This is a genomic window from Serratia sp. OLAL2 (genome assembly GCF_002752475.1).
GTDB classification, from domain to species: Bacteria; Pseudomonadota; Gammaproteobacteria; order Enterobacterales; family Enterobacteriaceae; genus Serratia; species Serratia bockelmannii.
Map to the genome: position 1 here is coordinate 1 of NZ_MSTL01000009.1, position 22,454 is coordinate 22,454.

Annotated in this window: 20 protein-coding genes and 1 riboswitch; of the genes, 10 read left to right on the plus strand and 10 right to left on the minus strand. The window is 58.7% G+C overall.

Annotated elements, in window-relative coordinates; genetic code table 11:
* Window positions 1-596 precede the first annotated feature (596 nt).
* Window positions 597-2,186 (plus strand): bifunctional phosphoribosylaminoimidazolecarboxamide formyltransferase/IMP cyclohydrolase, encoded by a 1,590-nt coding sequence (gene purH / locus BVU99_RS08145; RefSeq protein ID WP_025304953.1) that lies wholly within the window; start codon window positions 597-599, stop codon window positions 2,184-2,186.
* A 48-nt stretch (window positions 2,187-2,234) separates the two neighbouring features.
* Entirely contained in the window at window positions 2,235-3,518 is a 1,284-nt protein-coding gene (gene purD, locus BVU99_RS08150; protein WP_099817642.1) for a phosphoribosylamine--glycine ligase, read from the plus strand.
* A gap of 49 nt (window positions 3,519-3,567) precedes the next feature.
* Here purD and BVU99_RS08155 read toward each other — a convergent pair whose 3' ends face one another.
* From BVU99_RS08155 to nudC, 6 genes are all read right to left on the minus strand, one after another.
* The gene (locus BVU99_RS08155) at window positions 3,568-4,239 is read right to left on the minus strand and encodes a DUF1481 domain-containing protein (RefSeq protein ID WP_080271274.1); all 672 of its coding nucleotides are present in this window, start codon (window positions 4,237-4,239) and stop codon (window positions 3,568-3,570) included.
* A 36-nt stretch (window positions 4,240-4,275) separates the two neighbouring features.
* Window positions 4,276-4,548, minus strand: a complete 273-nt coding sequence (gene hupA / locus BVU99_RS08160) for a nucleoid-associated protein HU-alpha (protein WP_004929874.1) — start codon at window positions 4,546-4,548, stop codon at window positions 4,276-4,278.
* A 189-nt stretch (window positions 4,549-4,737) separates the two neighbouring features.
* Complete coding sequence (locus BVU99_RS08165; protein WP_025304951.1) at window positions 4,738-5,328, minus strand: YjaG family protein; 591 nt, start codon at window positions 5,326-5,328, stop codon at window positions 4,738-4,740.
* Between the two features lie 48 nt (window positions 5,329-5,376).
* Window positions 5,377-6,063 carry a deoxyribonuclease V gene (nfi, locus tag BVU99_RS08170; RefSeq protein ID WP_025304950.1) on the minus strand — a complete coding sequence of 229 codons (687 nt, stop codon included), beginning with the start codon at window positions 6,061-6,063 and terminating at the stop codon, window positions 5,377-5,379.
* A 9-nt stretch (window positions 6,064-6,072) separates the two neighbouring features.
* Complete coding sequence (hemE, locus tag BVU99_RS08175) at window positions 6,073-7,137, minus strand: uroporphyrinogen decarboxylase (RefSeq protein WP_025304949.1); 1,065 nt, start codon at window positions 7,135-7,137, stop codon at window positions 6,073-6,075.
* A 38-nt stretch (window positions 7,138-7,175) separates the two neighbouring features.
* Window positions 7,176-7,943 carry an NAD(+) diphosphatase gene (gene nudC / locus BVU99_RS08180; RefSeq protein WP_025304948.1) on the minus strand — a complete coding sequence of 256 codons (768 nt, stop codon included), beginning with the start codon at window positions 7,941-7,943 and terminating at the stop codon, window positions 7,176-7,178.
* A gap of 101 nt (window positions 7,944-8,044) precedes the next feature.
* On the opposite strand from nudC, the gene BVU99_RS08185 reads away from it, so the two are divergent.
* From BVU99_RS08185 to BVU99_RS08220, 8 genes are all read left to right on the plus strand, one after another.
* Entirely contained in the window at window positions 8,045-8,548 is a 504-nt protein-coding gene (locus BVU99_RS08185) for an Rsd/AlgQ family anti-sigma factor (protein WP_016929420.1), read from the plus strand.
* A gap of 38 nt (window positions 8,549-8,586) precedes the next feature.
* Window positions 8,587-8,711, plus strand: a riboswitch (TPP riboswitch).
* A 114-nt stretch (window positions 8,712-8,825) separates the two neighbouring features.
* Window positions 8,826-10,769 carry a phosphomethylpyrimidine synthase ThiC gene (gene thiC / locus BVU99_RS08190; protein ID WP_099817643.1) on the plus strand — a complete coding sequence of 648 codons (1,944 nt, stop codon included), beginning with the start codon at window positions 8,826-8,828 and terminating at the stop codon, window positions 10,767-10,769.
* The gene (gene thiE, locus BVU99_RS08195; RefSeq protein ID WP_099817644.1) at window positions 10,762-11,412 is read left to right on the plus strand and encodes a thiamine phosphate synthase; all 651 of its coding nucleotides are present in this window, start codon (window positions 10,762-10,764) and stop codon (window positions 11,410-11,412) included. The genes thiC and thiE overlap by 8 nt, the downstream gene beginning before the upstream one ends.
* Window positions 11,405-12,154, plus strand: coding sequence for a HesA/MoeB/ThiF family protein (locus BVU99_RS08200; RefSeq protein WP_004929883.1), 750 nt, complete (start codon window positions 11,405-11,407; stop codon window positions 12,152-12,154). Before thiE ends, BVU99_RS08200 begins: the two co-directional genes overlap by 8 nt.
* Entirely contained in the window at window positions 12,151-12,351 is a 201-nt protein-coding gene (thiS, locus tag BVU99_RS08205; protein WP_060448523.1) for a sulfur carrier protein ThiS, read from the plus strand. The genes BVU99_RS08200 and thiS overlap by 4 nt, the downstream gene beginning before the upstream one ends.
* 1 nt (window position 12,352) lies before the next feature.
* Window positions 12,353-13,132 (plus strand): thiazole synthase, encoded by a 780-nt coding sequence (locus BVU99_RS08210; RefSeq protein ID WP_099817645.1) that lies wholly within the window; start codon window positions 12,353-12,355, stop codon window positions 13,130-13,132.
* On the plus strand, window positions 13,132-14,265 hold the full coding sequence (gene thiH / locus BVU99_RS08215) for a 2-iminoacetate synthase ThiH (RefSeq protein WP_025304944.1): 1,134 nt from the start codon (window positions 13,132-13,134) through the stop codon (window positions 14,263-14,265). The genes BVU99_RS08210 and thiH overlap by 1 nt, the downstream gene beginning before the upstream one ends.
* An 824-nt stretch (window positions 14,266-15,089) precedes the next feature.
* Window positions 15,090-15,785 carry a response regulator gene (locus BVU99_RS08220; RefSeq protein ID WP_049206075.1) on the plus strand — a complete coding sequence of 232 codons (696 nt, stop codon included), beginning with the start codon at window positions 15,090-15,092 and terminating at the stop codon, window positions 15,783-15,785.
* On the opposite strand, the gene BVU99_RS08225 is transcribed toward BVU99_RS08220, so the two are convergent.
* The 4 genes from BVU99_RS08225 to rpoC all read right to left on the minus strand — a co-directional run bounded on the left by BVU99_RS08225 (window position 15,771) and on the right by rpoC (window position 22,349).
* Window positions 15,771-17,045: a HAMP domain-containing sensor histidine kinase gene (locus BVU99_RS08225; RefSeq protein WP_099817646.1), complete on the minus strand. Its 1,275-nt coding sequence runs from the start codon at window positions 17,043-17,045 to the stop codon at window positions 15,771-15,773. The two genes, BVU99_RS08220 and BVU99_RS08225, sit on opposite strands and share 15 nt — an antisense overlap.
* Before the next feature lies 1 nt (window position 17,046).
* Entirely contained in the window at window positions 17,047-17,511 is a 465-nt protein-coding gene (locus tag BVU99_RS08230) for an oxidoreductase (RefSeq protein WP_043143693.1), read from the minus strand.
* A complete protein-coding gene (locus BVU99_RS08235) occupies window positions 17,511-17,957 on the minus strand; it encodes a GNAT family N-acetyltransferase (protein ID WP_025304940.1) in 447 nt (148 codons plus the stop codon). The genes BVU99_RS08230 and BVU99_RS08235 overlap by 1 nt, the downstream gene beginning before the upstream one ends.
* Before the next feature lie 168 nt (window positions 17,958-18,125).
* Window positions 18,126-22,349 carry a DNA-directed RNA polymerase subunit beta' gene (rpoC, locus tag BVU99_RS08240; protein ID WP_025304939.1) on the minus strand — a complete coding sequence of 1,408 codons (4,224 nt, stop codon included), beginning with the start codon at window positions 22,347-22,349 and terminating at the stop codon, window positions 18,126-18,128.
* Window positions 22,350-22,454: the final 105 nt, after the last annotated feature.

The window sequence follows — 22,454 nt, forward strand, 5'->3', positions numbered from 1 at the left end:
TTACTGCATGAATTTTACTTCAGTTAGTCACTCTTCAAGACTTGATATTTTTTTTGCATCCGAAGATGCTGGATATCGTCTTGTGGAGTGCCCACACAGATTGTCTGATAAATTGTTAAAGAGCAGTGAGTTAGGCGCTTTCGCTTGCTAACTCGAGGTGGCGTATATTACGCTTTCCTCTTTCAGAGTCAACCCTAATTTTCAGGATTTTTTCTCTGCGACCCCCGGATACTCTGTGAAGTTGTTCACATGTTCCGTGTCGATGGAGGCGCATTATAGGGAGTTCCTCGCAGGCCGCAACAGGTATTTTCAGCAAAAACGATCGTTCGCTGCATTCCACAGCAAAACCCCGCCTTATACCCACTTGCGCACAGTGTTATCCACAGATGCGATTTGCACGGAAAATTTACGAGCGCCACGCAAACGTTTTCGCTACAATTCCCCGCGACGAAACGATCCCCCTTTTTATGGGGGCGCTACCTGAATATGTGCCTGACCCTCCCTTTATAAGGCAAAAAACCCTTCCTTATAGAGAGAACGAGGTGGACATTCACGTAACGCTCTTTAATTGCGACTCAAAGCCAAGGGATAAAACCATGCAACAACCTCGTCCAATCCGCCGGGCCCTGCTCAGCGTGTCTGACAAAGCCGGTATCGTTGAATTCGCCGAAGCGCTTTCCCAGCGCGGCGTTGAACTGCTCTCCACCGGCGGCACCGCCCGCCTGCTGGCAGACGCCGGTCTGCCCGTTACCGAAGTTTCCGACTACACCGGCTTCCCGGAGATGATGGACGGACGAGTTAAGACCCTGCACCCGAAAGTTCACGGCGGTATCCTCGGCCGCCGCGGCCAGGACGACGCGGTCATGAATCAGCATGACATCCAACCTATCGACATGGTGGTCGTCAATCTGTACCCGTTCGCCCAAACCGTGGCGCGCCCAGATTGCTCGCTGGAAGACGCGGTCGAAAATATCGATATCGGCGGCCCGACCATGGTGCGCTCCGCCGCCAAGAACCATAAAGACGTCGCCATCGTCGTGAAGAGCAGCGACTACACCGCCATCATTACCGAGATGGACAACAACGACGGCTCGCTGCGCTATGCCACCCGCTTCGATCTCGCCATCAAAGCCTTCGAACACACCGCCGCCTACGACAGCATGATCGCCAACTACTTCGGCGCGCTGGTGCCGGCGTACCACGGCGAGACCGAACAGCCGTCCGGCCGCTTCCCGCGAACCCTAAACCTCAACTACATCAAGAAGCAGGATATGCGTTATGGTGAGAACAGCCACCAGCAGGCCGCCTTCTATATAGAAGAAGAGGTAAAGGAGGCGTCCGTCGCGACCGCCGAGCAGCTGCAGGGCAAAGCGCTGTCCTATAACAACATCGCCGATACCGACGCCGCGCTGGAATGCGTGAAAGAGTTCGCCGAACCGGCCTGCGTGATCGTCAAGCACGCCAACCCTTGCGGCGTGGCGATCGGCGACGACATCCTGGCCGCCTACGAGCGCGCTTACCAAACCGACCCGACTTCCGCCTTCGGCGGCATCATCGCCTTTAACCGCGAGCTGGACGCCGCCACCGCGCAGGCGATCATCAGCCGCCAGTTCGTGGAAGTGATCATCGCGCCAAACGTCACCCAGGAAGCGCGCTCCCTGCTGGCCGCCAAACAGAACGTGCGCGTGCTGGCCTGCGGCCAGTGGCAGCAACGCGTGGCGGGGCTGGACTTCAAGCGCGTCAACGGCGGGCTGCTGGTGCAGGATCGCGATCTCGGCATGGTGACCGCCGCCGATCTGCGCGTGGTATCCGAGCGCCAGCCGACCGAGCAGGAACTGCGTGACGCGCTGTTCTGCTGGAAAGTGGCCAAGTTCGTGAAATCCAACGCCATCGTTTATGCACGTGACAATATGACCATCGGCATAGGCGCCGGCCAGATGAGCCGCGTTTATTCCGCCAAGATCGCCGGCATCAAAGCGAGCGACGAAGGGCTGGAAGTGAAAGGATCCGCCATGGCCTCCGACGCCTTCTTCCCATTCCGTGACGGCATCGATGCCGCCGCGGCGGTCGGCATCACCTGCGTGATCCAGCCTGGCGGCTCAATCCGCGACGACGAAGTGATCGCCGCCGCCAATGAACACGGCATCGCAATGATCTTCACCGACATGCGTCACTTCCGCCATTAATTCCTTTTGCCGCGTGCGCTCCGGCGCACGCCATTCGTGGAGCCCCTGATGAACATTTTGATTATCGGCAACGGCGGGCGCGAGCACGCGCTGGCCTGGAAAGCCGCCCAGTCTCCGCTGGCGGACAAAGTCTACGTTGCGCCGGGCAACGCCGGCACCGCGCTGGAAGCCAATCTGGAGAACGTGGCGATCGCCGCCACAGATATCCCTGCCCTGGTCGCGTTCGCCCAGAGCCATGACATCGGTCTGACCATCGTCGGGCCGGAAGCGCCGCTGGTGATCGGCGTAGTCGACGCCTTCCAGGCCGCCGGTCTGAAAATCTTCGGCCCGTCGCAGGCCGCCGCGCAGCTCGAAGGCTCTAAAGCCTTCACCAAGGATTTCCTGGCGCGCCACCGCATCCCGACCGCCGAATATGAAAACTTTACCGAGGTGGAGCCGGCACTCGCCTATGTGCGCCGCAAAGGCGCACCGATCGTCATCAAAGCCGATGGCCTGGCCGCCGGTAAAGGCGTGATCGTCGCGATGACGCTGCAGGAGGCGGAAGAAGCCGTGCGTGACATGCTGGCCGGCAACGCCTTCGGCGACGCCGGTCATCGCATCGTAGTGGAAGAGTTCCTCGACGGCGAAGAAGCCAGCTTCATCGTGATGGTCGATGGCGAGAACGTGGTGCCGATGGCCACCAGCCAGGACCACAAACGCGTCGGCGACGGCGACACCGGCCCGAACACCGGCGGTATGGGCGCCTACTCTCCGGCGCCAGTTGTGACCGACGAAATCCACCAGCGCGCCATGGACCAGGTGATCTGGCCGACGGTGCGCGGCATGGCGGCGGAAGGCAATACCTACGTCGGCTTCCTGTATGCCGGCCTGATGATCTCCGCCGACGGCCAGCCGAAGGTGATCGAATTCAACTGCCGTTTTGGCGATCCGGAAACTCAGCCGATCATGCTGCGCCTGCGCTCCGATCTGGTGGAGCTGTGCCTGGCGGGTGCCGAAAGCCGCCTGAACGAGAAAAGTTCTGACTGGGACGAACGCCCTGCGCTCGGCGTGGTGCTGGCGGCCGGCGGTTATCCGGGTGATTATCGCAACGGCGAGGTGATCCAGGGGTTACCGCAGCAGGAAAGCGCCGACGGTAAGGTCTTCCACGCCGGTACGCGCCTGCAGGGCGATGACGTCGTCACCAGCGGCGGCCGCGTGCTGTGCGTGACGGCGCTGGGCGACACCGTGGCGCAGGCGCAGCAACGCGCTTATCAGCTGGCGGAAGGCATCCAGTGGCCGGGCAGCTTCTGCCGCAAAGATATCGGTTATCGCGCGATTGCGCGCGGCAAGTGATTTGACCTTATAAGGTCATGGCAAGAGGCTCCGCAGCGCGGGGCCTTTTTTATAGCTGGTCTTCTTTCGGTTCCCAGCTGCAGAAGTCGTCGTTCGCCACCAGCAGCAGTTCACTGCCTTCCGGCGCTTCCAACCAGGCGACACTCACCGGCCGGCTGCTGCTGCGGGCGCGTTTTTCGATCCAGCCGATGGCGGTGGCATCCAACCCAGGTTTTAAGCGCTGGCCGTCGCAGGTTTGCACCTCGCCCTGCATCCAACGCCCCTGCAGCAATTTCACCTTGCCGGCGCGCAGCGCATTGCTGACCTCGAGGATACGTCGCGCCTGATATTGGTACAGTGCTATCTCATCGCTGGTCAGCGGTTCGCGGCGTGTCGCCAGCTGGCGCTGCATAAAGCTCACCGTGCCGTCGTCGGCAAAGCGCAGTTGAATGGAGTCTCGATCGCCGTCGGCATCGTTGCGTTTGATTTGGCGCAGCACGTCGCCCTGATAGGTGTACAACGTAGTGATGGTGCCCGGCCCCCGGTAGGGACTATAGACACTGACCAGCACCTGCGGACGATGTTGCTCATCGTCTTTACGCCACAGGCGTATCACGCCCTGATCGGCCACAAAGCCGCTGGCGGTAAAGCTGGGAATATCGGAATGGAAACTGCAGGCGCTCAGACCGAGGGCGATGCCGGCGGCCATGAGCACCCGACGAGTAAACAAAAGGGGCGCCATCGCCCCTCTGTTTAATCTTTTCACCGAGGCGCGGTCTTATTTAACAGCGTCTTTCAGTGCTTTGCCAGAAACGAACGCAGGCACGTTGGCTGCTGCGATTTTGATTTCTTTGCCAGTCTGTGGGTTGCGGCCAGTGCGCTCGCTACGATGGTTTACTTTGAAAGTACCGAAGCCAACCAATTGTACTGCATCACCTTCTTTCAGAGACTCAGTAATAGCAGCCAGGGTGGATTCCAGAGCCAGTTTAGCTTGTGCTTTGGAAAGGTCAGCCTTGTCCGCGATTACATCAATCAGTTGAGTCTTGTTCATAAGTTATCCTTACAGTGTGTTTATCGTTTGCAAAGCATCGAGTGCGACGGATATGCCGATTGACAGCACTCTCCTGCATACACGCACCGATAGCCACTTTTTTTACGCCCCCCAAATGTAGACCAGACAGGGTGCGGATGTGAAGCCTTAAGGCATGACAAATCAGGCGTTAAATCACGTTTTGCTGCCTTATTGCGCTAAATTTATCCCGATGTTGCTGACACCGGCCTCTCGCAGGTCGGATCGCAGCCCCTTGATCAGGTCTATATCGCGCTCTTCACAGGCGTCCAACAGGCGGAAAATTTCCCATTGAATGTCCCATTCTTCCTCTACCGCAGGCAAACTGCCCAACTCTTCGTCGGTCATTTCCTTACCGGCTTGAGTCATTTCCAACATCGCCACGGTGCGAATCGATGTTTCGCTGATGGCGATGGCGTGCTCCAGCGTCTCCCCGCCGAGCCGCGAATGGATCAGTTCCCCTAATGCGATACAGGCATCAATTGCCGGGTAAACGCCGTAAAGATCGTAATCTTCCGCCGACGGAATCGCCTCTTCCAACTTCTCGAGCTGGCTGTCGAAGTTGACCTTGGCGTCCTTCACCACCAGCGTTTCCCACACCAAATCCAGAATGCGGCGATAAACCGCCGGATCGCCGAACTCGGTCTGTTTGCAGAACATCTGGTAATTCGGGTACATACGCTCGCACAAACTGGCCATAAAGGTCAAATGTTGCCAAGCCTCGTGCCGTTCCAGACGTAAATGAATCGGGTTACGTAGCATGCTTTACTCTCTTACGCGTTATCTGCGGCGCAGTGTACCCGAAATCGCTCATGGCGACACCTCCGGATGCTGCTGCAACCAACGCTGAAACGCCGGGCGCCGCGATGCGATGGCATCAGCCCAACGGGTCGGCTCCGGCAAACGGTAGCCCGCCATACAGCGCTGCACCCACGCCAGCGCGCTGTCGGCGCCCACGCGGTGACCGGTAGAGATGAACAGCGGGTTGCAGCGCGCCTTGCTGCGCCATACCCAGCCCAGCTGTTCACCCTTATCTTCCAACAGTGCCAGCGCGCCGACGGCGGCGTCCAGCGGCGCAAATTTGCCGCACAGGCGCTTCTTGGCCACGCCGATGGTCGGTACATCGACCAGCAGGCCGAAATGGCTGGCGACGCCGAGACGCCGCGGATGCGAAATGCCATGTCCATCGACGAAGATCAACCCCGGCTTTTGCCGCAGCTGAGCCCAGGCGGCCAACAGCGCCGGGTATTCGCGAAACGACAGGAAACCCGGGATATAAGGCATGACGGTGGCGATACGCGCCACCTGATACTCCACCAGCTCCAGCGACGGATAGCGCAGGATGGCGATGGCGGCGCGCGTCACCGCCCCCTCCTGCTCGAAGCCCACGTCGGCACCGGCGATGAAGGCCGGCGGGTCGGCCGGCAGATCGTCGTAGCGAATGACTTCAGCCGCGCGCCGCAGCTGTTCGGCGCGCAGGGCCTGCATATCGGTCACATCAAATCCTTAACGGTGGTATTTCGCCGACTGCGCGTGCACCGCCTCGACGAAGGCGCCGGCGTGCTCAGGCGGCACATCCTGATGGATGCCGTGGCCCAAGTTGAACACATGGCCGTTGCCGTGGCCGAAACCGGCCAGAATGGTCTCCACTTCTTCCGCGATGCGCGCCGGGGAAGCATAAAGCATCGACGGATCCATGTTGCCCTGCAGCGCCACTTTATCGCCCACGCGCCGACGCGCGTCGGCGATGTCGGTGGTCCAATCCAGCCCCAGCGCATCGCAGCCGGTGGCAGCCATCGCCTCCAGCCACTGCCCGCCGCCTTTGGTAAACAGCGTCACCGGCACGCGGCGGCCGTCATTCTCACGCAGCAGGCCATCGACGATCTTGTGCATGTAGTGCAACGAGAACTCGCGGTAATCGCGCCCGGTCAACACGCCGCCCCAGGTGTCGAACACCATCACCGACTGCGCGCCGGCCTTGATCTGGGCGTTGAGGTACAGGATCACGCTGTCCGCCAGCTTGTCCAGCAACAGGTGCAGCGTGGCCGGTTCGGCATACATCATCTTCTTCAGCTTGGTGAAGGCCTTGCTGCTGCCGCCCTCAACCATATAGGTAGCCAATGTCCATGGGCTGCCGGAGAAGCCGATCAGCGGCACTTCGCCCTTCAGCTCGCGGCGGATGGTACGCACCGCGTTCATCACATAGCCCAACTCCACTTCTGGATCGAACACCGGCAGTTTGTCGACGTCAGCACGGCAGGTGATGGGTGAGCTGAAACGCGGGCCTTCGCCGGCTTCAAAGTACAGGCCAAGCCCCATGGCGTCGGGAATGGTGAGAATGTCGGAGAACAGAATGGCGGCGTCCAGCGCATAGCGGCGCAGCGGCTGCAGCGTAACCTCACAGGCCAGCTCCGCGTTCTTGCACAGCGACATGAAATCACCGGCCTGGGCGCGGGTCGCCTTGTACTCCGGTAAATAACGACCGGCCTGGCGCATCATCCATACGGGGGTCACATCCACCGGCTGGCGCAACAGCGCGCGCAGGTAGCGATCGTTCTTCAACTCAGTCATTTATGGGGCTCCCTTAATAATCTGCCGGCCATTGTACATTATTCTGCCCGGCACAGCGCCACGGTGTCCTCAATCAACCGGCGCGCCACGGTGCCGGGCGGCGGCAACAGTGGCAGTTGGTCGTAGCGATACCAGCCGGCGTTGAGCAGCTCCTTGGGATCGTGACGAAGGTCGCCCTGATGGTAATCGGCCATAAAGGCCATCATCAGCGAGTGTGGGAACGGCCAGGGTTGTGAAGTGACGTAGCGCAGGTTCTTGATTTCGATATTGCTCTCTTCCATCACTTCGCGCGCTACCGCCTGTTCCAGCGTTTCGCCCACCTCGACGAAGCCGGCCAGCACCGTGTGGATGCCGCCGCGATGGCGCACGTGTTGCGCCAGCAGGATCTGATCGTCGCGCCGAATGGCGACGATCACGCAGGGCGCAATCTGCGGGTAGTACCGCTCTTTGCAGTGGCCGCACAGGCAGGCGCTTTCGGAGCGGCTGAGGTGCATCTCATGGCCGCAGTAGCCGCAATAGCGATGAGAGCGGTAGAAATCCGCCAACTGAACGCCGCGCCCGGCAAGCTGGAACAGACCGCGATCCTGATCCAACAGTTGACGCACCGATCCCATCTCCCGCGGCATCGCCTGGCGCACCAGCCAAACCGGCGCGCCCTCCCATTCACCGATGGTGCGCGCCATGTGGCCCTGCAGCCCGAGGGCGGCGGCCGTCCCCGACGGCAATTCACCGTTCGGTAACCAAAGTTTGCTTTCATGGCTGACAATCCACCAGCCGTTTTCATTGCCCGTTAATGCAAGTTCCATATCGTTGTTGCACAACCTCAGCTTCACTGGCACTCTACAAATCGGCTTTGTTACATTTTAATAACTTACCGGTTACTTTTGTTACTTACACGGAGTCAAACATGCTCAACCGTTTGGAAAGGCTGACTCAGCGCGTTGGCGGTAGTAATGAATTAGTTGATCAATGGCTTCAGGCCCGCAAACAGTTGCTGGTCGCCTACTGCACGCTGGTAGGCCTCAAACCGAATAAAGAAAAGCATACGCCGCTGAATGAAAAAGCGCTGGAGAACTTTTGCCACAACCTGGTGGATTATCTCTCCGCAGGGCATTTTCATATCTATGACAGAATTATCAAACAAGTGGAAGGCGCAGCCAGTCCGAAAATGTCGCTGGCGGTGAACATCTATCCCAAGCTGTGGGCCAATACTGAACAGATCATGGCGTTCCACGATCGCTATACCGAAGTGGATATCGATCAGGAGGTTTGTCTGGAATTCCACCAGGCCTTGTCGGATATCGGCGAAACGCTGGCGGCGCGCTTTGCGCTGGAAGATAAGCTGATCCAGTTGGAAGCAGAAGCCGCGCAGCAACCGCTGCCGGACCAGACGCTGGATCCGGCGCGTTAAAATTTTATAGTTTTTTTTCTTATCCCTCCTATACTGGGGGCATCTTGTCGGAGTGCCTAGCGCCTGATTTGTTCATCGAATCAGCCAGGCTGAGACCGTTAATTCGGGATCCGCGGAACCTGATCGGGTTAATACCCGCGAAGGGAACAAGAGTAATCTATCGCCACAGGCACGGCCTCCCCCTTGCGGGCGCCCTGCCTTATCGGCCACCATCATTACTCCCTCCGAGCTCCAGACAAGCAACTTTCCCAACCCAACACACTGGTAGGAACTTGCTATGTCTAACATTAATCCCCCGCGCGCCCGTAAAGCGCAACGCGAAGCCGCCCAGCAGTTTATCGACACGCTGCAAGGCATGGCTTTCCCAAACTCACGCCGCATCTACCTGCAGGGCTCGCGCCGCGATATCCAGGTGCCGATGCGCGAAATTGAGCTCAGTCCGACCCTGGTCGGCGGCAGCAAAGATAGCCCGCAGTATGAACAGAACGAGGCGATCCCGGTATATGACACCGCGGGCCCCTACGGCGATCCGCAGGCCGAGCTCGATGTGCACGCCGGCCTGGCCAAGCTGCGCGCCGGCTGGATCGACGCGCGCGGCGATACTGCGACCCTGAGCGGCGCCAGTTCCGGCTTCACCCAACAGCGTCTGGCGGACGAGGGGCTGGATCACCTGCGCTTCGAACATCTGCCGCTGCCGCGCAAAGCGCTGCCGGGCAAGTGCGTGACCCAGCTGCACTATGCCCGCGCCGGCATCGTCACCCCGGAGATGGAGTTTATCGCCATCCGTGAAAACATGGGGCGCGAACGCATTCGCGGCGAGGTGCTGCGCCACCAGCATCCGGGCCAGGGCTGGGGCGCCAACCTGCCGGACAACATCACGCCGGAGTTCGTGCGCCAGGAAGTGGCCGCCGGCCGCGCCATCATTCCTGCCAACATCAATCACCCGGAGGCGGAGCCGATGATCATCGGCCGCAATTTCCTGGTGAAGGTGAACGCCAATATCGGCAACTCGGCGGTCACGTCGTCGATCGAAGAAGAGGTGGAGAAGCTGGTGTGGGCCACCCGCTGGGGCGCAGACACCGTGATGGATCTCTCCACCGGCCGCTATATTCACGAAACCCGCGAGTGGATCCTGCGCAACAGCCCGGTGCCCATCGGCACCGTGCCTATCTACCAGGCGCTGGAGAAGGTCAACGGCGTGGCGGAAAACCTCACCTGGGCGATGTTCCGCGATACGCTGCTGGAACAGGCGGAACAAGGGGTCGATTACTTCACCATCCACGCCGGCGTGCTGCTGCGCTATGTGCCGATGACCGCCAAACGCCTGACCGGCATCGTGTCGCGCGGCGGCTCGATCATGGCCAAATGGTGCCTGTCGCACCATCAGGAAAACTTCCTCTATCAGCACTTCCGTGAAATCTGCGAGATCTGCGCCGCCTACGACGTTTCGCTGTCGCTCGGCGACGGCCTGCGCCCCGGCTCGATTCAGGACGCCAACGACGAAGCCCAGTTCGCCGAGCTGCATACGCTGGGCGAGCTGACCAAAATCGCCTGGGAATACGACGTGCAGGTGATGATCGAAGGCCCGGGCCATGTGCCGATGCAGATGATCCGCCGCAATATGACCGAAGAGCTGGAACACTGCCACGAAGCGCCGTTCTACACCCTCGGCCCGCTGACCACCGATATCGCCCCGGGCTATGACCATTTCACCTCCGGCATCGGCGCGGCGATGATCGGCTGGTTCGGCTGTGCCATGCTGTGTTACGTCACGCCGAAAGAGCACCTCGGTCTGCCGAACAAAGAAGACGTCAAACAGGGCCTGATCACCTACAAGATCGCCGCCCACGCCGCCGATCTGGCCAAGGGCCATCCGGGCGCGCAGATCCGCGATAACGCCATGTCCAAGGCGCGTTTCGAATTTCGCTGGGAAGATCAGTTCAATCTGGCGCTCGATCCGGCCACCGCGCGCGCCTATCACGACGAAACCCTGCCGCAGGAATCCGGCAAGGTCGCCCACTTCTGCTCAATGTGCGGGCCGAAATTCTGCTCGATGAAGATTTCGCAGGAGGTGCGCGACTACGCCGCCGCCCAGGAGACCGCCAAGCCGATCGAAGTGCAGCTGACCGGCATGGAGAAAATGTCCGCCGAATTCCGTGCCCGCGGCAGCGAGCTGTATCACAGCGCCGGCACCCTGCAAGAGGAGACAAACAATGACTGATATCACGACCCCCTTCCCGGCAACGCCCCACAAGCTGGGACTCTACCCGGTCGTCGACAGCGTGGAATGGCTCGCTCGCCTGCTGGAGGCCGGCGTTACCACGATCCAGCTGCGCATCAAGGATTTGCCTGACGAGCAGGTCGAAGAGGATATCGCCGCCGCCATCGCGCTGGGCCAGCGTTATCAGGCGCGCCTGTTCATCAACGACTACTGGCGGCTGGCGATCAAGCATGGCGCCTACGGCGTGCATCTGGGCCAGGAAGATCTCGATACCACCGATCTGGCTGCCATTCACCGCGCCGGGTTGCGGCTCGGCGTGTCCACCCATGACGACGCCGAACTGGCGCGCGCGCTGGCGGTGAAACCGTCCTACATCGCGCTGGGGCACATCTTCCCCACCCAAACCAAAGACATGCCTTCGGCGCCGCAGGGGCTGACGGAGTTGAAACGCCACATCGCCGGCCTGGCGGATTACCCGACGGTGGCGATCGGCGGGATCAGTATCGATCGCGTACCGGCAGTGCTGGCGTGCGGCGTCGGCAGCGTGGCGGTGGTCAGCGCCATCACCCAGGCGCCGGATTGGCGCGCGGCGACGGCCGAGCTGCTGCGGCTGATCGAAGCCGAGGGGTCGAGCGATGCTTAACGATCAGGAATTCCTGCGCTACAGCCGCCAGCTGCTGCTGGAGGACGTCGGCCCGGAAGGCCAGGAGAAACTCAAGCGCGCCACGGTGTTGATCGTCGGTTTGGGCGGGCTCGGTTCCCCGGCTTCGTTGTACCTGGCCGCCGCCGGCGTCGGCACGCTGCTGCTGGCCGACGACGACCAGCTGCACGTTACCAACCTGCAGCGGCAAATCCTCTACCGCAGCGCCGATACCGCCACCGGTAAGGCGGCGCTGGCGCAACGCCACCTGCAGGCGCTGAACCCGTTGGTGGAATCCATCCCGCTGGCGCAACGGCTACAGGGGCAAGCGCTGCGCGACGCGGTCGCCCGCGCCGATCTGGTGCTGGACTGCTGCGACAATATGGCGACCCGTCATGAGGTCAATGCCGCCTGCATCGCCGCCGCCAAGCCGCTGATCAGCGGCAGCGCGGTCGGTTTCAGCGGCCAGCTGCTGGTGCTCGAGCCGCCCTATGCGCACGGCTGCTACGCCTGCCTGTATCCGGAGCAGGAAGAACCGCAGCGCAACTGCCGTACTGCCGGGGTACTCGGCCCGGTGGTCGGCGTAATCGGCACCCTGCAAGCGCTGGAGGCCATCAAGATGCTGGCCGGCATGCCTTCCTCCCTCAGCGGGAAACTGCGGCTGTTCGACGGTAAGCAGCAGAGCTGGAGCACGCTGCAACTGAGCCAGGCCCGCGCCTGCCCGGTATGCGGAGGCGCAGCATGAAAATCCGGCTGAACGACCAACCGCTTGAGCTGGCGCAGCCGCTCAGCGTCGCCGCCCTGCTGACCCAGTTGGAACGCCACCAGCCGGGCACCGCGCTGGCGATCAACCAAACCATCATCCCACGCGCCGACTGGGCCGACCATCAGGTGCATGACGGTGACGACATTTTGCTGTTTCAAGCGATCGCCGGAGGCTGACATGCTGAAAATCGCCGATACCACTTTTACCTCGCGCCTGTTCACCGGCACCGGCAAGTTCGCCACCCCGGCGTTGATGCTGGAGGCACTGGCGGCCTCCGGCTCACAGCTGGTGACCATGGCCATGAAGCGCGTCGATCTGCGCGGCGGCAACGACGCCATTTTGGCGCCGCTGCAGCAGTTGGGCGTCAGGCTGTTGCCCAACACCTCCGGCGCCAAAACCGCCGCCGAGGCGGTGTTCGCCGCCCGGCTGGCGCGTGAAGCGCTCGGCACCCACTGGGTGAAGCTGGAGATCCATCCCGATGTGAAATACCTGCTGCCTGATCCGATAGAAACGCTGAAAGCGGCGGAAACGCTGGTGAAAGACGGTTTTGTGGTGCTGCCCTACTGCGGCGCCGATCCGGTGCTGTGCAAACGGCTGGAAGAGGTGGGCTGTGCGGCGGTGATGCCGCTCGGTGCGCCTATTGGCTCCAACCGCGGTCTGCGCACCCGTGACTTCCTCGAAATCATCATCGAGCAAGCCAAGGTGCCGGTGGTGGTAGACGCCGGCATCGGCGCGCCAAGCCACGCGCTGGCGGCGATGGAGCTGGGTGCCGACGCGGTGCTGGTGAATACCGCCATTGCCGTGGCGCGCGATCCGGTGCAGATGGCGCGGGCGTTTCGCCTGGCGCTGGAGGCCGGCGAGCCGGCACGCAGCGCCGGATTAGGCTCCAGCCAGCGCGGCGCGGTCGCGTCCAGCCCGCTGACCGCTTTTCTCAGCCAGCCAGAGGAGGCGCAATGATGGCCGACGATTTCAGTAGCCGCTGGCAACAGCTGGACTGGGACGACATTACGCTGCGCATCAACGGCAAAACTACGCGCGACGTGGAGCACGCGTTGAACGCCGACAAGCTGACGCGCGACGACTTTATGGCGCTGATCTCCCCCGCGGCCGCGCCGTATCTGGAACCGTTGGCGCAACGCGCGCAGCAGCTGACCCGCCAGCGGTTCGGCAACGTCGTCGGCTTCTATGTGCCGCTGTATCTCTCTAACCTGTGCGCCAACGACTGCACCTACTGCGGCTTTTCGATGAGCAACCGCATCAAGCGCAAAACGCTGGATGCGGCGGAGATCGCACGCGAGTGCGAAGCCATCAAGGCGCTGGGGTTCGAACATCTGTTGCTGGTCACCGGCGAACATCAGACCAAGGTTGGCATGGACTATTTCCGCCAGCACATCCCGGCGATCCGCCGGCACTTCAGCTCGCTGATGATGGAAGTGCAGCCGCTGGCGCAGGAGGAATACGCCGAACTGAAAACGCTGGGCCTAGACGGCGTGCTGGTGTACCAGGAAACCTACCATCCGGCCACCTATCTGCAGCACCACCTGCGCGGCCAGAAGCAGGATTTCCATTGGCGCCTGGCCACGCCGGATCGCCTGGGGCGCGCCGGGATCGACAAGATCGGCCTCGGCGCATTGATCGGTCTGTCCAACAGTTGGCGCACCGACTGCTACCTGCTGGCGGAACATCTGTTCTACCTGCAGCAAACCTACTGGCAGAGCCGCTACTCGATCTCGTTCCCGCGTCTGCGCCCCTGCGCCGGTGGCATTGAACCGGCGTCGATCATGAGCGAGCCTCAACTGGTGCAGCTGATCTGCGCCTTCCGGCTGTTCGCGCCAGACGTTGAGCTGTCGCTGTCTACCCGGGAGTCGCCTTACTTCCGCGATCATATGATCCCGGTGGCGATCAACAGCGTCAGCGCCGGATCCAAGACGCAGCCCGGCGGCTATGCCGATGACGTACCGCCGGAGCTGGAACAGTTCGAACCGCACGACGGCCGCACGCCGCAGCAGGTCGCCGAGGCCATCAGCCACGCCGGGCTGCAGCCGGTGTGGAAAGACTGGGACGGTTATCTGGGACGCGGCGCGCAATAAACAGCAACGTTTGCCGCCGTGTGAAGAAAACGCTGGAGCGGCCGCGCAATGCCGAACGGCAGCGCTGGCGCCGGCAAACGCGCCGACTATAGTGGCCTTGCCGACCGCCAAACCCGGCGTCGGCCGGGGCCGTCACCCTCTCGATGGCCCCGCCTTATCCCATCCCGGATCGCGCCGGAGATCCTCTTGCGCGACTCCGGCCCTCGTCCGCGGCAACGCGCATATGCCGTATCGCGGCCTGTAAGGGCGTACGGATAGGTTGTCTTGTCGGTTAATGGGCTGTCAGAAAGATACGATATCTGCGTTCGGTATTCACTTAGGAGTGATATTCATAGGGCGCTATTGCGGCAGCACAGTGAGGAACGAGGAAAAAAGAAGATACCGCGACGAAGAGAGGTTCGAATGGTCATCCCCGGTGCAGCCAATAGCCCTGGTGTTGACCGCAGATCTTTTTTGCCGCCTGCTCCCTGCTTACGGACAAGAGCAGGCGGTTTATTTTGTGAGACAGGCACCCCCCCAGGACGCGAATCACACAGTATGTGCGCTAATTAACCACATAAACGATTAAATGTGAATGTCTTTTGAGTGTTTTTTTATTTAGTATCGAGTATGTTTTGAGTTTGCCAAAGGAAATCAAACTGATATCACCGCAACCACCGGAGCATCATCTATAATCCAGCACGGGTTCTCGCGCAGGTTTTTCAGCGCTCGCGGTCAACATCAAAAAAGCCAAGGTTGTCATGAAGAAAACGCCAAATTATATCGATGCAATCAGCGCGTTGCTCACTCTGAAAGGAGTTGGCGACAGAAAACATGCCTCCACGATGGCCAACATACTGAACCTTCAGTACAACAGCGCCAAACAAAAACTGGATGGCAAAAGGGGCATCACCCTCGATGAAATCAAAAAGGTTTTTCAGTATTTCAACGAACCGTTTGCCGGCCAAAGGACGCATAACGGTGTCTTTATCATGAACAGCATTCACAAGCGCTGCAACATTGAGGTCGACGAGCGCCCGGCCACGCAAGCAGACAGCGACGAAACCTACGCCTACAAAAAAGACGATCTTTTCATCATCAACACCAACCGGGAACATGCCGCCGATGCCCCGCTGTACAAAGTCAACAAGATAGACTTTCTGCCGGCTCCGCGTATCGCGATCCTGGACAATGACAGTGATATTCTCGAATTGTTGAAGAAGATCGCCTGCCGCTACGGCATCGAGACCGAGACCTTTCAGACGGCGGACGCCATGCTGGCCGCGCTGGAGCACCAGTCTTTTGAGGCGTTTATTTTGGACTGGCTGTTGGACTTCGGTGAGACTTCCGAACGCGTCGTGAAGAAAATTAAAGATGCCCTCGATCCGCATGCCCGCATCATCATTTTGACCGGCCAGCTGAATCACTACGAGAAAAACATCGGCGATATGATCCTGCACTATGACGTGCATCTGGTGGAAAAACCGACCAAACCGCTGATTATCTCTTCGCTGCTGCTGTCGAACTTATTCTTTAATTAGTTTGACCGGGATGCGGATCAAAAACGACGAGCCAACCCCTTCGACGGATTTGACCTTGATGGCGCCTTTCATCGTCGTGACGTAATTTTTGATAATGGTCAGCCCCAGCCCCAATCCCTGTCGCGTTTCCCTTTCCACCCCCTGATTGAACGCCTTATATAATCGTTCCAGATTATCGACGTTAAACCCGATGCCGGTGTCTTTTACCCATAAATACAGATTGCCGTGGCACACCTTCACATTGAGGATAATCGCACCGTGGTGAGTAAATTTGTCCGCGTTGCTGAGCAGATTGGCCAATATTCGGTAGAGCTTATATTTGTCGGAGCAAATCAAACCAACATAGGATGAACGACGCACCACGATGCGATTACCACGCCCGGCGCTGATACTGGTCATGGCATCGTCCACCACCTCATTCAGACGGAAGGTGGATATATTCACTTTCACCCCCCCCATCTCTAGCCGCGAATAATCCATCACCTCGCGCGTTTGTTCGGTGATCTTATTGCCGTGATAGGAGATCAGGCGAGCTTCTTTTTTCAACTCTTCCTGCGCTAGCTCGTGCTCCATGATATCCGCAGCAATGACGATGGCCTGAGTCGAGCCGGCGATCTCGTGGTAGATGGAAGAGATAAAGATGTTCTTATTCTTGATGATCTCTTTTAACGAGAAGGCATTTCTCAGCACCAGGAACATCATCAGGAACACCAACATCAGCGAAAAGAGGGCAAACATCTCGGCTTTACTCGAGTTGTCCTGGATGATGCCTTTCACTTCGGTAAAGTTTTTAATCTGTATCCGATAAATAATTTCCTGGATATCGACCAGCGTGCCCTCGATATCATCCATATAAGAGAGAATATCCGCCTTGTTTTTCTGCCCCACCAGCAAGCCGGCGGAGAGATCGTCCAACGTGCGGTACTGCTGCTTCAGCAGCGTAACATTCTTGATGAACTCGTCGTCGTAATAAAAAGAGTCGCTGAAGGTCGAACGGCTCTCCAGGATCTGAATCTTCGAGTAAAAGATTTTCTTCTTGATCAGGAAAGCGTCGTAGTCGTTATTTTCACTGAGCAGCAGCGCGGTTTTGGTCCTTTCAAACGCCAGAAAGAGGATCTCGGCCACCGAGTAGTTGTCCAGATTGGGCTCGATCTGCTTATAGCGCTCTTTTACGCCACCGAAGTTAATAGCAATCAACAAAATCAATAAAGAGAAGATGGCAACCAACGCGATAAGAGTACCGATCAGTTTTTTGCTCATCTTATTTCATCTCCAACCGTTTAACTTGCCAGACGGTTTTCGCATTCACATCCAGGTTATTCAGCTCAGCGTAGCCATCGCGCGGATAAATAATGGCGAATGGCCCCAGCTCCCCCACGTCGATCGGCTTACCGCCGCGCAGATAGGCGACAATCACGCGGTATTTAATCATCTCGTCAATCGGCATCGAGTAGGAGTAATCGTCCCAGGCGAAAGCGCGCACCGACTGGCCTTTCAGATGATAGGCTTTCACCAGCTCGGCAAACTCAACGCCGGTAAACGTATCTTCCGGGGTGAAATTGGTCGAGGTTTTAATCGTGTGCGGCGGCATCGCCTCCAGCATCTGCCGGGTGATTTTGATCTTCTCGCCGTCGAGCGGTTTCAGATAAAAATAGTCAACGGCCGCATACAGCGGCGCGCTAAACAGCGAAAGCAGCAGTAACGTCATCAATCCTTTGATTTTCATCATTCACCCTCTTTGCGTTTCACCAATTCGGCCTGGCCAAATTCATCCTGCCCGACCACGACCCAGCCGTGACGTTGATAAAAGCCTTCGGCCTTGGAGCCGAGATCGGTGGTTAAGTGGATCGCTTCGGCGCCGTGCTCAAACATCCAGTGAGTGACCCGTGCCAGTAAGGCAGAGCCGATCCCCTTAGACTGGTATTCCGGCTTCACGAACAGGCCGCCGATCAGCGGTTCAGGGATGAATAACCCGAAGCCAACGCCGGCATAGTCGTCGCCATACTTGCAGATCCAACCGCCGCCCTGGTTGATGTCCTCCAGCGCCTGTTTGCGCTGCAGATACTGGACCTGATGCGGATGCAGCAGGTTTTCTTCAACGGAAAAGCGGATCTCATACAGGTATGGCAGGTGTTGCGCCGTCAATTTTTCGAAGGTAATGAGGCTGTCCATGTTTCGCACTGTCCTTAATTGTCAGATAAAAAGCGCCGGTCAATTTCTGCTGGAACCATAGTAGCAAAGTTTGTCTTAACCCGGCACGAGGCGAAAAAAAACCGCCCCCGAAGGGGCGGTTTATCTGGCGATGGGCCCGGCGTACCGGGCCCGCGGCGCGGATGACGATTACTCGTCGTCGCTGCCGCCCAGGCCTGCGTTGAGCAGCTCGGCCAGGTTAGCCGTCGCTTCTTCCGCGCTGACTTGCGGAACAACCGGCGCTTCACCCTGAGCACGGCGACGCATACGATCCTGATGATAAGCGTAACCGGTACCGGCTGGGATCAGACGGCCCACGATAACGTTCTCTTTCAGGCCACGCAGTTCATCACGCTTGCCGGCTACGGCAGCTTCGGTCAGAACGCGCGTCGTTTCCTGGAACGATGCAGCGGAGATGAAGGACTCGGTCGCCAAGGAAGCCTTGGTGATACCCAGCAGATCGCGCGAGAAGGTTGCCGCGATTTTACCTTCAGCTTCCAGCTGACGGTTGGCAATCTTGACGCGAGACACTTCAGCCTGCTCGCCTTCCAGGAACTCGGAGCCACCAGCGCTAACGATGGTGCCTTTACGCAGCATCTGACGAACGATAACTTCGATGTGCTTATCGTTAATCTTAACGCCTTGCAGACGGTAAACTTCCTGCACTTCGTTGGTGATGTAGCGGGTAACCGCATGCACGCCACGCAGACGCAGAATGTCGTGCGGAGACTCTGGGCCGTCGGAAACGACGTCACCACGTTCCACCACTTCGCCTTCGAACACGTTGAGCTGACGCCATTTCGGGATCATCTCTTCGTAAGCGTCGCTGCCGTCCAGCGGAGAGATCACCAGGCGACGTTTGCCTTTGGTCTCTTTACCGAACGAGATAATCCCGCTGATTTCAGCCAGGATTGCCGGCTCTTTCGGACGACGTGCTTCGAACAGGTCGGCAACGCGCGGCAGACCACCGGTAATATCCTTGGTACCGCCGGATTCCTGAGGAATACGCGCCAGGGTATCACCCGCACCGATCTGAATGCCGTCTTCCAGCTGAACGATCGCTTTGCCCGGCAGGAAGTATTGAGCAGGCATATCAGTACCTGGGATCAATACGTCTTCGCCCTGAGCGTCAACGATTTTCAGTGCCGGACGCAGGTCTTTACCGCTACCGGTACGCTCTGCGCTGTCCAGTACGACCAGAGAAGACAAACCGGTCAGTTCGTCGGTCTGGCGAGTAATGGTCTGGCCGTCAACCATATCCGCGAAGCGAATGAAGCCGCTGACTTCACTGATGACCGGCATGGTGTGCGGATCCCAGTTAGCAACGGTTTCGCCGCCGTTAACTTCTTCACCGTCGCCTTTGCCCATCACGGCACCGTAAGGCACCTTGTAGCTTTCTTTGGTACGGCCGAATTCGTCGATCAGTTTCAGTTCGGTGTTACGCGAGGTGATCACCAGCTTGCCCGCGGCGTTCATAACGAACTTCACGTTGCTCAGCTTGAGGCTACCCTTGTTTTTCACCTGGATGCTGGATTCAGCAGCCGCACGAGATGCCGCACCACCGATGTGGAACGTACGCATCGTCAGCTGTGTACCCGGCTCACCGATGGACTGTGCCGCGATAACGCCGATGGCTTCACCTTTGTTGATGATGTGGCCACGTGCCAGGTCGCGACCGTAGCAGTTTGCACACACACCAAAGTCGGTTTCACAGCTCACTACGGAACGGACTTTAACGCTGTCGACAGAATTCTCTTCCAACAGGTCACACGCCTTCTCGTTCAGCAGGGTGTTGCGTGGCACCAGAATGTCCGCCGTACCCGGCTTGAGGACGTCTTCTGCCGTCACACGGCCCAGAACGCGTTCACGCAGCGGCTCTTTCACGTCGCCACCTTCGATAACCGGAGTCATCAGGATGCCGTCGTGGGTGCCACAGTCGTCTTCGGTCACAACCAGATCCTGCGCCACGTCAACCAGACGACGGGTCAGATAACCGGAGTTCGCGGTTTTCAGTGCGGTATCCGCCAGACCTTTACGAGCACCGTGGGTGGAGATGAAGTACTGGAGTACGTTCAGACCTTCACGGAAGTTCGCGGTGATTGGCGTTTCGATGATGGAGCCGTCCGGCTTCGCCATCAGGCCACGCATACCGGCCAGCTGACGAATCTGAGCGGCGGAACCACGCGCACCGGAGTCGGCCATCATAAAGATGCTGTTGAAGGAAACTTGCTGTTCCACTTCGCCGTCACGGTTAACCACGTCTTCTACCGACAGGTTTTCCATCATCGCTTTCGCAACGCGTTCGTTCGCTGCAGCCCAGATATCGATCACTTTGTTGTAGCGTTCGCCGGCGGTAACCAGACCAGACTGGAACTGCTCCTGGATCTCGGCAACTTCGGTTTCCGCTTCTTCGATGATCTCCGCTTTCTTGGCCGGGATAACCATGTCGTCGATACCTACGGAAGCGCCTGAACGGGCTGCGTAAGCAAAACCGGTGTACATGATCTGGTCAGCAAAGATAACGGTCGGCTTCAGGCCCAGGATGCGGTAACAGGTGTTCAGCATCTTGGAGATCGCTTTCTTGCCCAAAGGCTGGTTAACGATCGAGTACGGCAGACCTTTCGGTACGATCATCCACAGGATGGCGCGGCCGATGGTGGTGTCGATAATGCTGGTCTGAGAAGTCCATTCGCCTTCGGCGTTTTTGACGTCTTCGGTGATACGCACTTTAACGCGCGCATGCAGAGACGCCAGGCCGGCGCGGTAAACACGCTCAGCTTCTTTGGAACCGTTCAGCACCATGCCTTCGCCCTTGGCGTTAACACAGTCGCGGGTCATGTAGTACAGACCCAGTACAACGTCCTGAGAAGGAACGATGATTGGCTCGCCGTTCGCTGGGGACAGGATGTTGTTGGTAGACATCATCAGCGCACGCGCTTCCAGCTGGGCTTCCAGCGTCAGCGGTACGTGAACAGCCATCTGGTCACCATCGAAGTCGGCGTTATAGGCCGCACAAACCAGTGGGTGCAGCTGGATCGCTTTACCTTCGATCAGAACCGGTTCAAACGCCTGGATACCCAAACGGTGCAGGGTTGGTGCACGGTTCAGCAGTACCGGGTGTTCGCGGATCACTTCGTCCAGGATATCCCAAACGACGGCTTCTTCACGCTCAACCATTTTCTTGGCGGCTTTGATGGTGGTGGCCAGGCCACGCAGCTCCAACTTGCCGTAGATGAACGGTTTGAACAGCTCCAGCGCCATCTTTTTAGGCAGACCGCACTGATGCAGACGCAGGTATGGACCTACGGTGATTACGGAACGGCCGGAGTAGTCAACGCGTTTACCGAGCAGGTTCTGACGGAAACGACCCTGCTTACCTTTGATCATGTCGGCCAAAGATTTCAGAGGACGTTTGTTGGAACCGGTGATGGCACGACCGCGACGGCCGTTATCCAGCAGGGCGTCTACCGCTTCTTGCAGCATACGCTTTTCGTTGCGCACGATGATGTCAGGCGCAGCCAGATCCAGCAGGCGTTTCAGACGGTTGTTACGGTTGATCACGCGGCGATACAGATCGTTCAGATCCGAGGTCGCGAAACGACCGCCATCCAGCGGAACCAGCGGGCGCAGATCCGGCGGCAGTACCGGCAGCACGGTCAGGATCATCCACTCCGGCTTGTTACCGGACTGTACGAACGCTTCCAGCAGCTTGATACGCTTGGTCAACTTCTTGCGCTTGGTTTCGGAGTTGGTTTCGTTCAGCTCTTCACGCAGCTGCTCGCACTCGGCTTCCAGATCCATGTTTTTCAACAGGGCCTGAATAGCTTCCGCACCCATCTTGGCGTCGAATTCGTCACCGAACTCTTCCAGCGCGTCCAGATACTGCTCTTCGGTCAGGATCTGACGACGCTCGAGGTTGGTCATACCGCCTTCGACCACCACATAGGATTCGAAGTACAGTACGCGTTCGATATCACGCAGCGGCATATCCAGCAGCAAACCGATGCGGGATGGCAGCGATTTCAGGAACCAGATGTGCGCGGTCGGCGAAGCCAGCTCGATGTGGCCCATGCGCTCACGACGCACTTTGGTCTGGGTCACTTCAACGCCGCACTTCTCACAGATCACGCCGCGGTGTTTCAAGCGCTTGTACTTACCGCACAGGCACTCGTAATCTTTTACCGGCCCGAAGATACGGGCGCAGAAAAGGCCGTCACGTTCTGGTTTGAACGTACGGTAGTTAATGGTTTCCGGCTTCTTAACTTCACCGAACGACCACGAACGGATCATGTCTGGCGAGGCCAGAGCAATCTTGATCGCATCAAACTCTTCGGTCTTAGTTTGCGCTTTCAGAAACTTCAATAAGTCTTTCACGGATTGGCTCCTGTCGGAGTTAAACCTGTTGGGTACCCACAACCGCAGTAGGTACCCGTGTGACCTGAACAACCACCCTCAGGCTCCCTTAGGCGGGGAGCCTGA

Excerpts from the sequence above, each read along its gene's own strand:
- purH (WP_025304953.1), top strand. The coding sequence starts at position 597 with ATGCAACAACCTCGTCCAATCCGCCGGGCCCTGCTCAGCGTGTCTGAC.
- purD (WP_099817642.1), top strand. The coding sequence starts at position 2,235 with ATGAACATTTTGATTATCGGCAACGGCGGGCGCGAGCACGCGCTGGCC.
- BVU99_RS08155 (WP_080271274.1), bottom strand. The coding sequence starts at position 4,239 with ATGGCGCCCCTTTTGTTTACTCGTCGGGTGCTCATGGCCGCCGGCATC.
- hupA (WP_004929874.1), bottom strand. The coding sequence starts at position 4,548 with ATGAACAAGACTCAACTGATTGATGTAATCGCGGACAAGGCTGACCTT.
- BVU99_RS08165 (WP_025304951.1), bottom strand. The coding sequence starts at position 5,328 with ATGCTACGTAACCCGATTCATTTACGTCTGGAACGGCACGAGGCTTGG.
- hemE (WP_025304949.1), bottom strand. The coding sequence starts at position 7,137 with ATGACTGAGTTGAAGAACGATCGCTACCTGCGCGCGCTGTTGCGCCAG.
- nudC (WP_025304948.1), bottom strand. The coding sequence starts at position 7,943 with ATGGAACTTGCATTAACGGGCAATGAAAACGGCTGGTGGATTGTCAGC.
- BVU99_RS08185 (WP_016929420.1), top strand. The coding sequence starts at position 8,045 with ATGCTCAACCGTTTGGAAAGGCTGACTCAGCGCGTTGGCGGTAGTAAT.
- thiC (WP_099817643.1), top strand. The coding sequence starts at position 8,826 with ATGTCTAACATTAATCCCCCGCGCGCCCGTAAAGCGCAACGCGAAGCC.
- thiE (WP_099817644.1), top strand. The coding sequence starts at position 10,762 with ATGACTGATATCACGACCCCCTTCCCGGCAACGCCCCACAAGCTGGGA.
- BVU99_RS08200 (WP_004929883.1), top strand. The coding sequence starts at position 11,405 with ATGCTTAACGATCAGGAATTCCTGCGCTACAGCCGCCAGCTGCTGCTG.
- thiS (WP_060448523.1), top strand. The coding sequence starts at position 12,151 with ATGAAAATCCGGCTGAACGACCAACCGCTTGAGCTGGCGCAGCCGCTC.
- BVU99_RS08210 (WP_099817645.1), top strand. The coding sequence starts at position 12,353 with ATGCTGAAAATCGCCGATACCACTTTTACCTCGCGCCTGTTCACCGGC.
- thiH (WP_025304944.1), top strand. The coding sequence starts at position 13,132 with ATGGCCGACGATTTCAGTAGCCGCTGGCAACAGCTGGACTGGGACGAC.
- BVU99_RS08220 (WP_049206075.1), top strand. The coding sequence starts at position 15,090 with ATGGCCAACATACTGAACCTTCAGTACAACAGCGCCAAACAAAAACTG.
- BVU99_RS08225 (WP_099817646.1), bottom strand. The coding sequence starts at position 17,045 with ATGAGCAAAAAACTGATCGGTACTCTTATCGCGTTGGTTGCCATCTTC.
- BVU99_RS08230 (WP_043143693.1), bottom strand. The coding sequence starts at position 17,511 with ATGAAAATCAAAGGATTGATGACGTTACTGCTGCTTTCGCTGTTTAGC.
- BVU99_RS08235 (WP_025304940.1), bottom strand. The coding sequence starts at position 17,957 with ATGGACAGCCTCATTACCTTCGAAAAATTGACGGCGCAACACCTGCCA.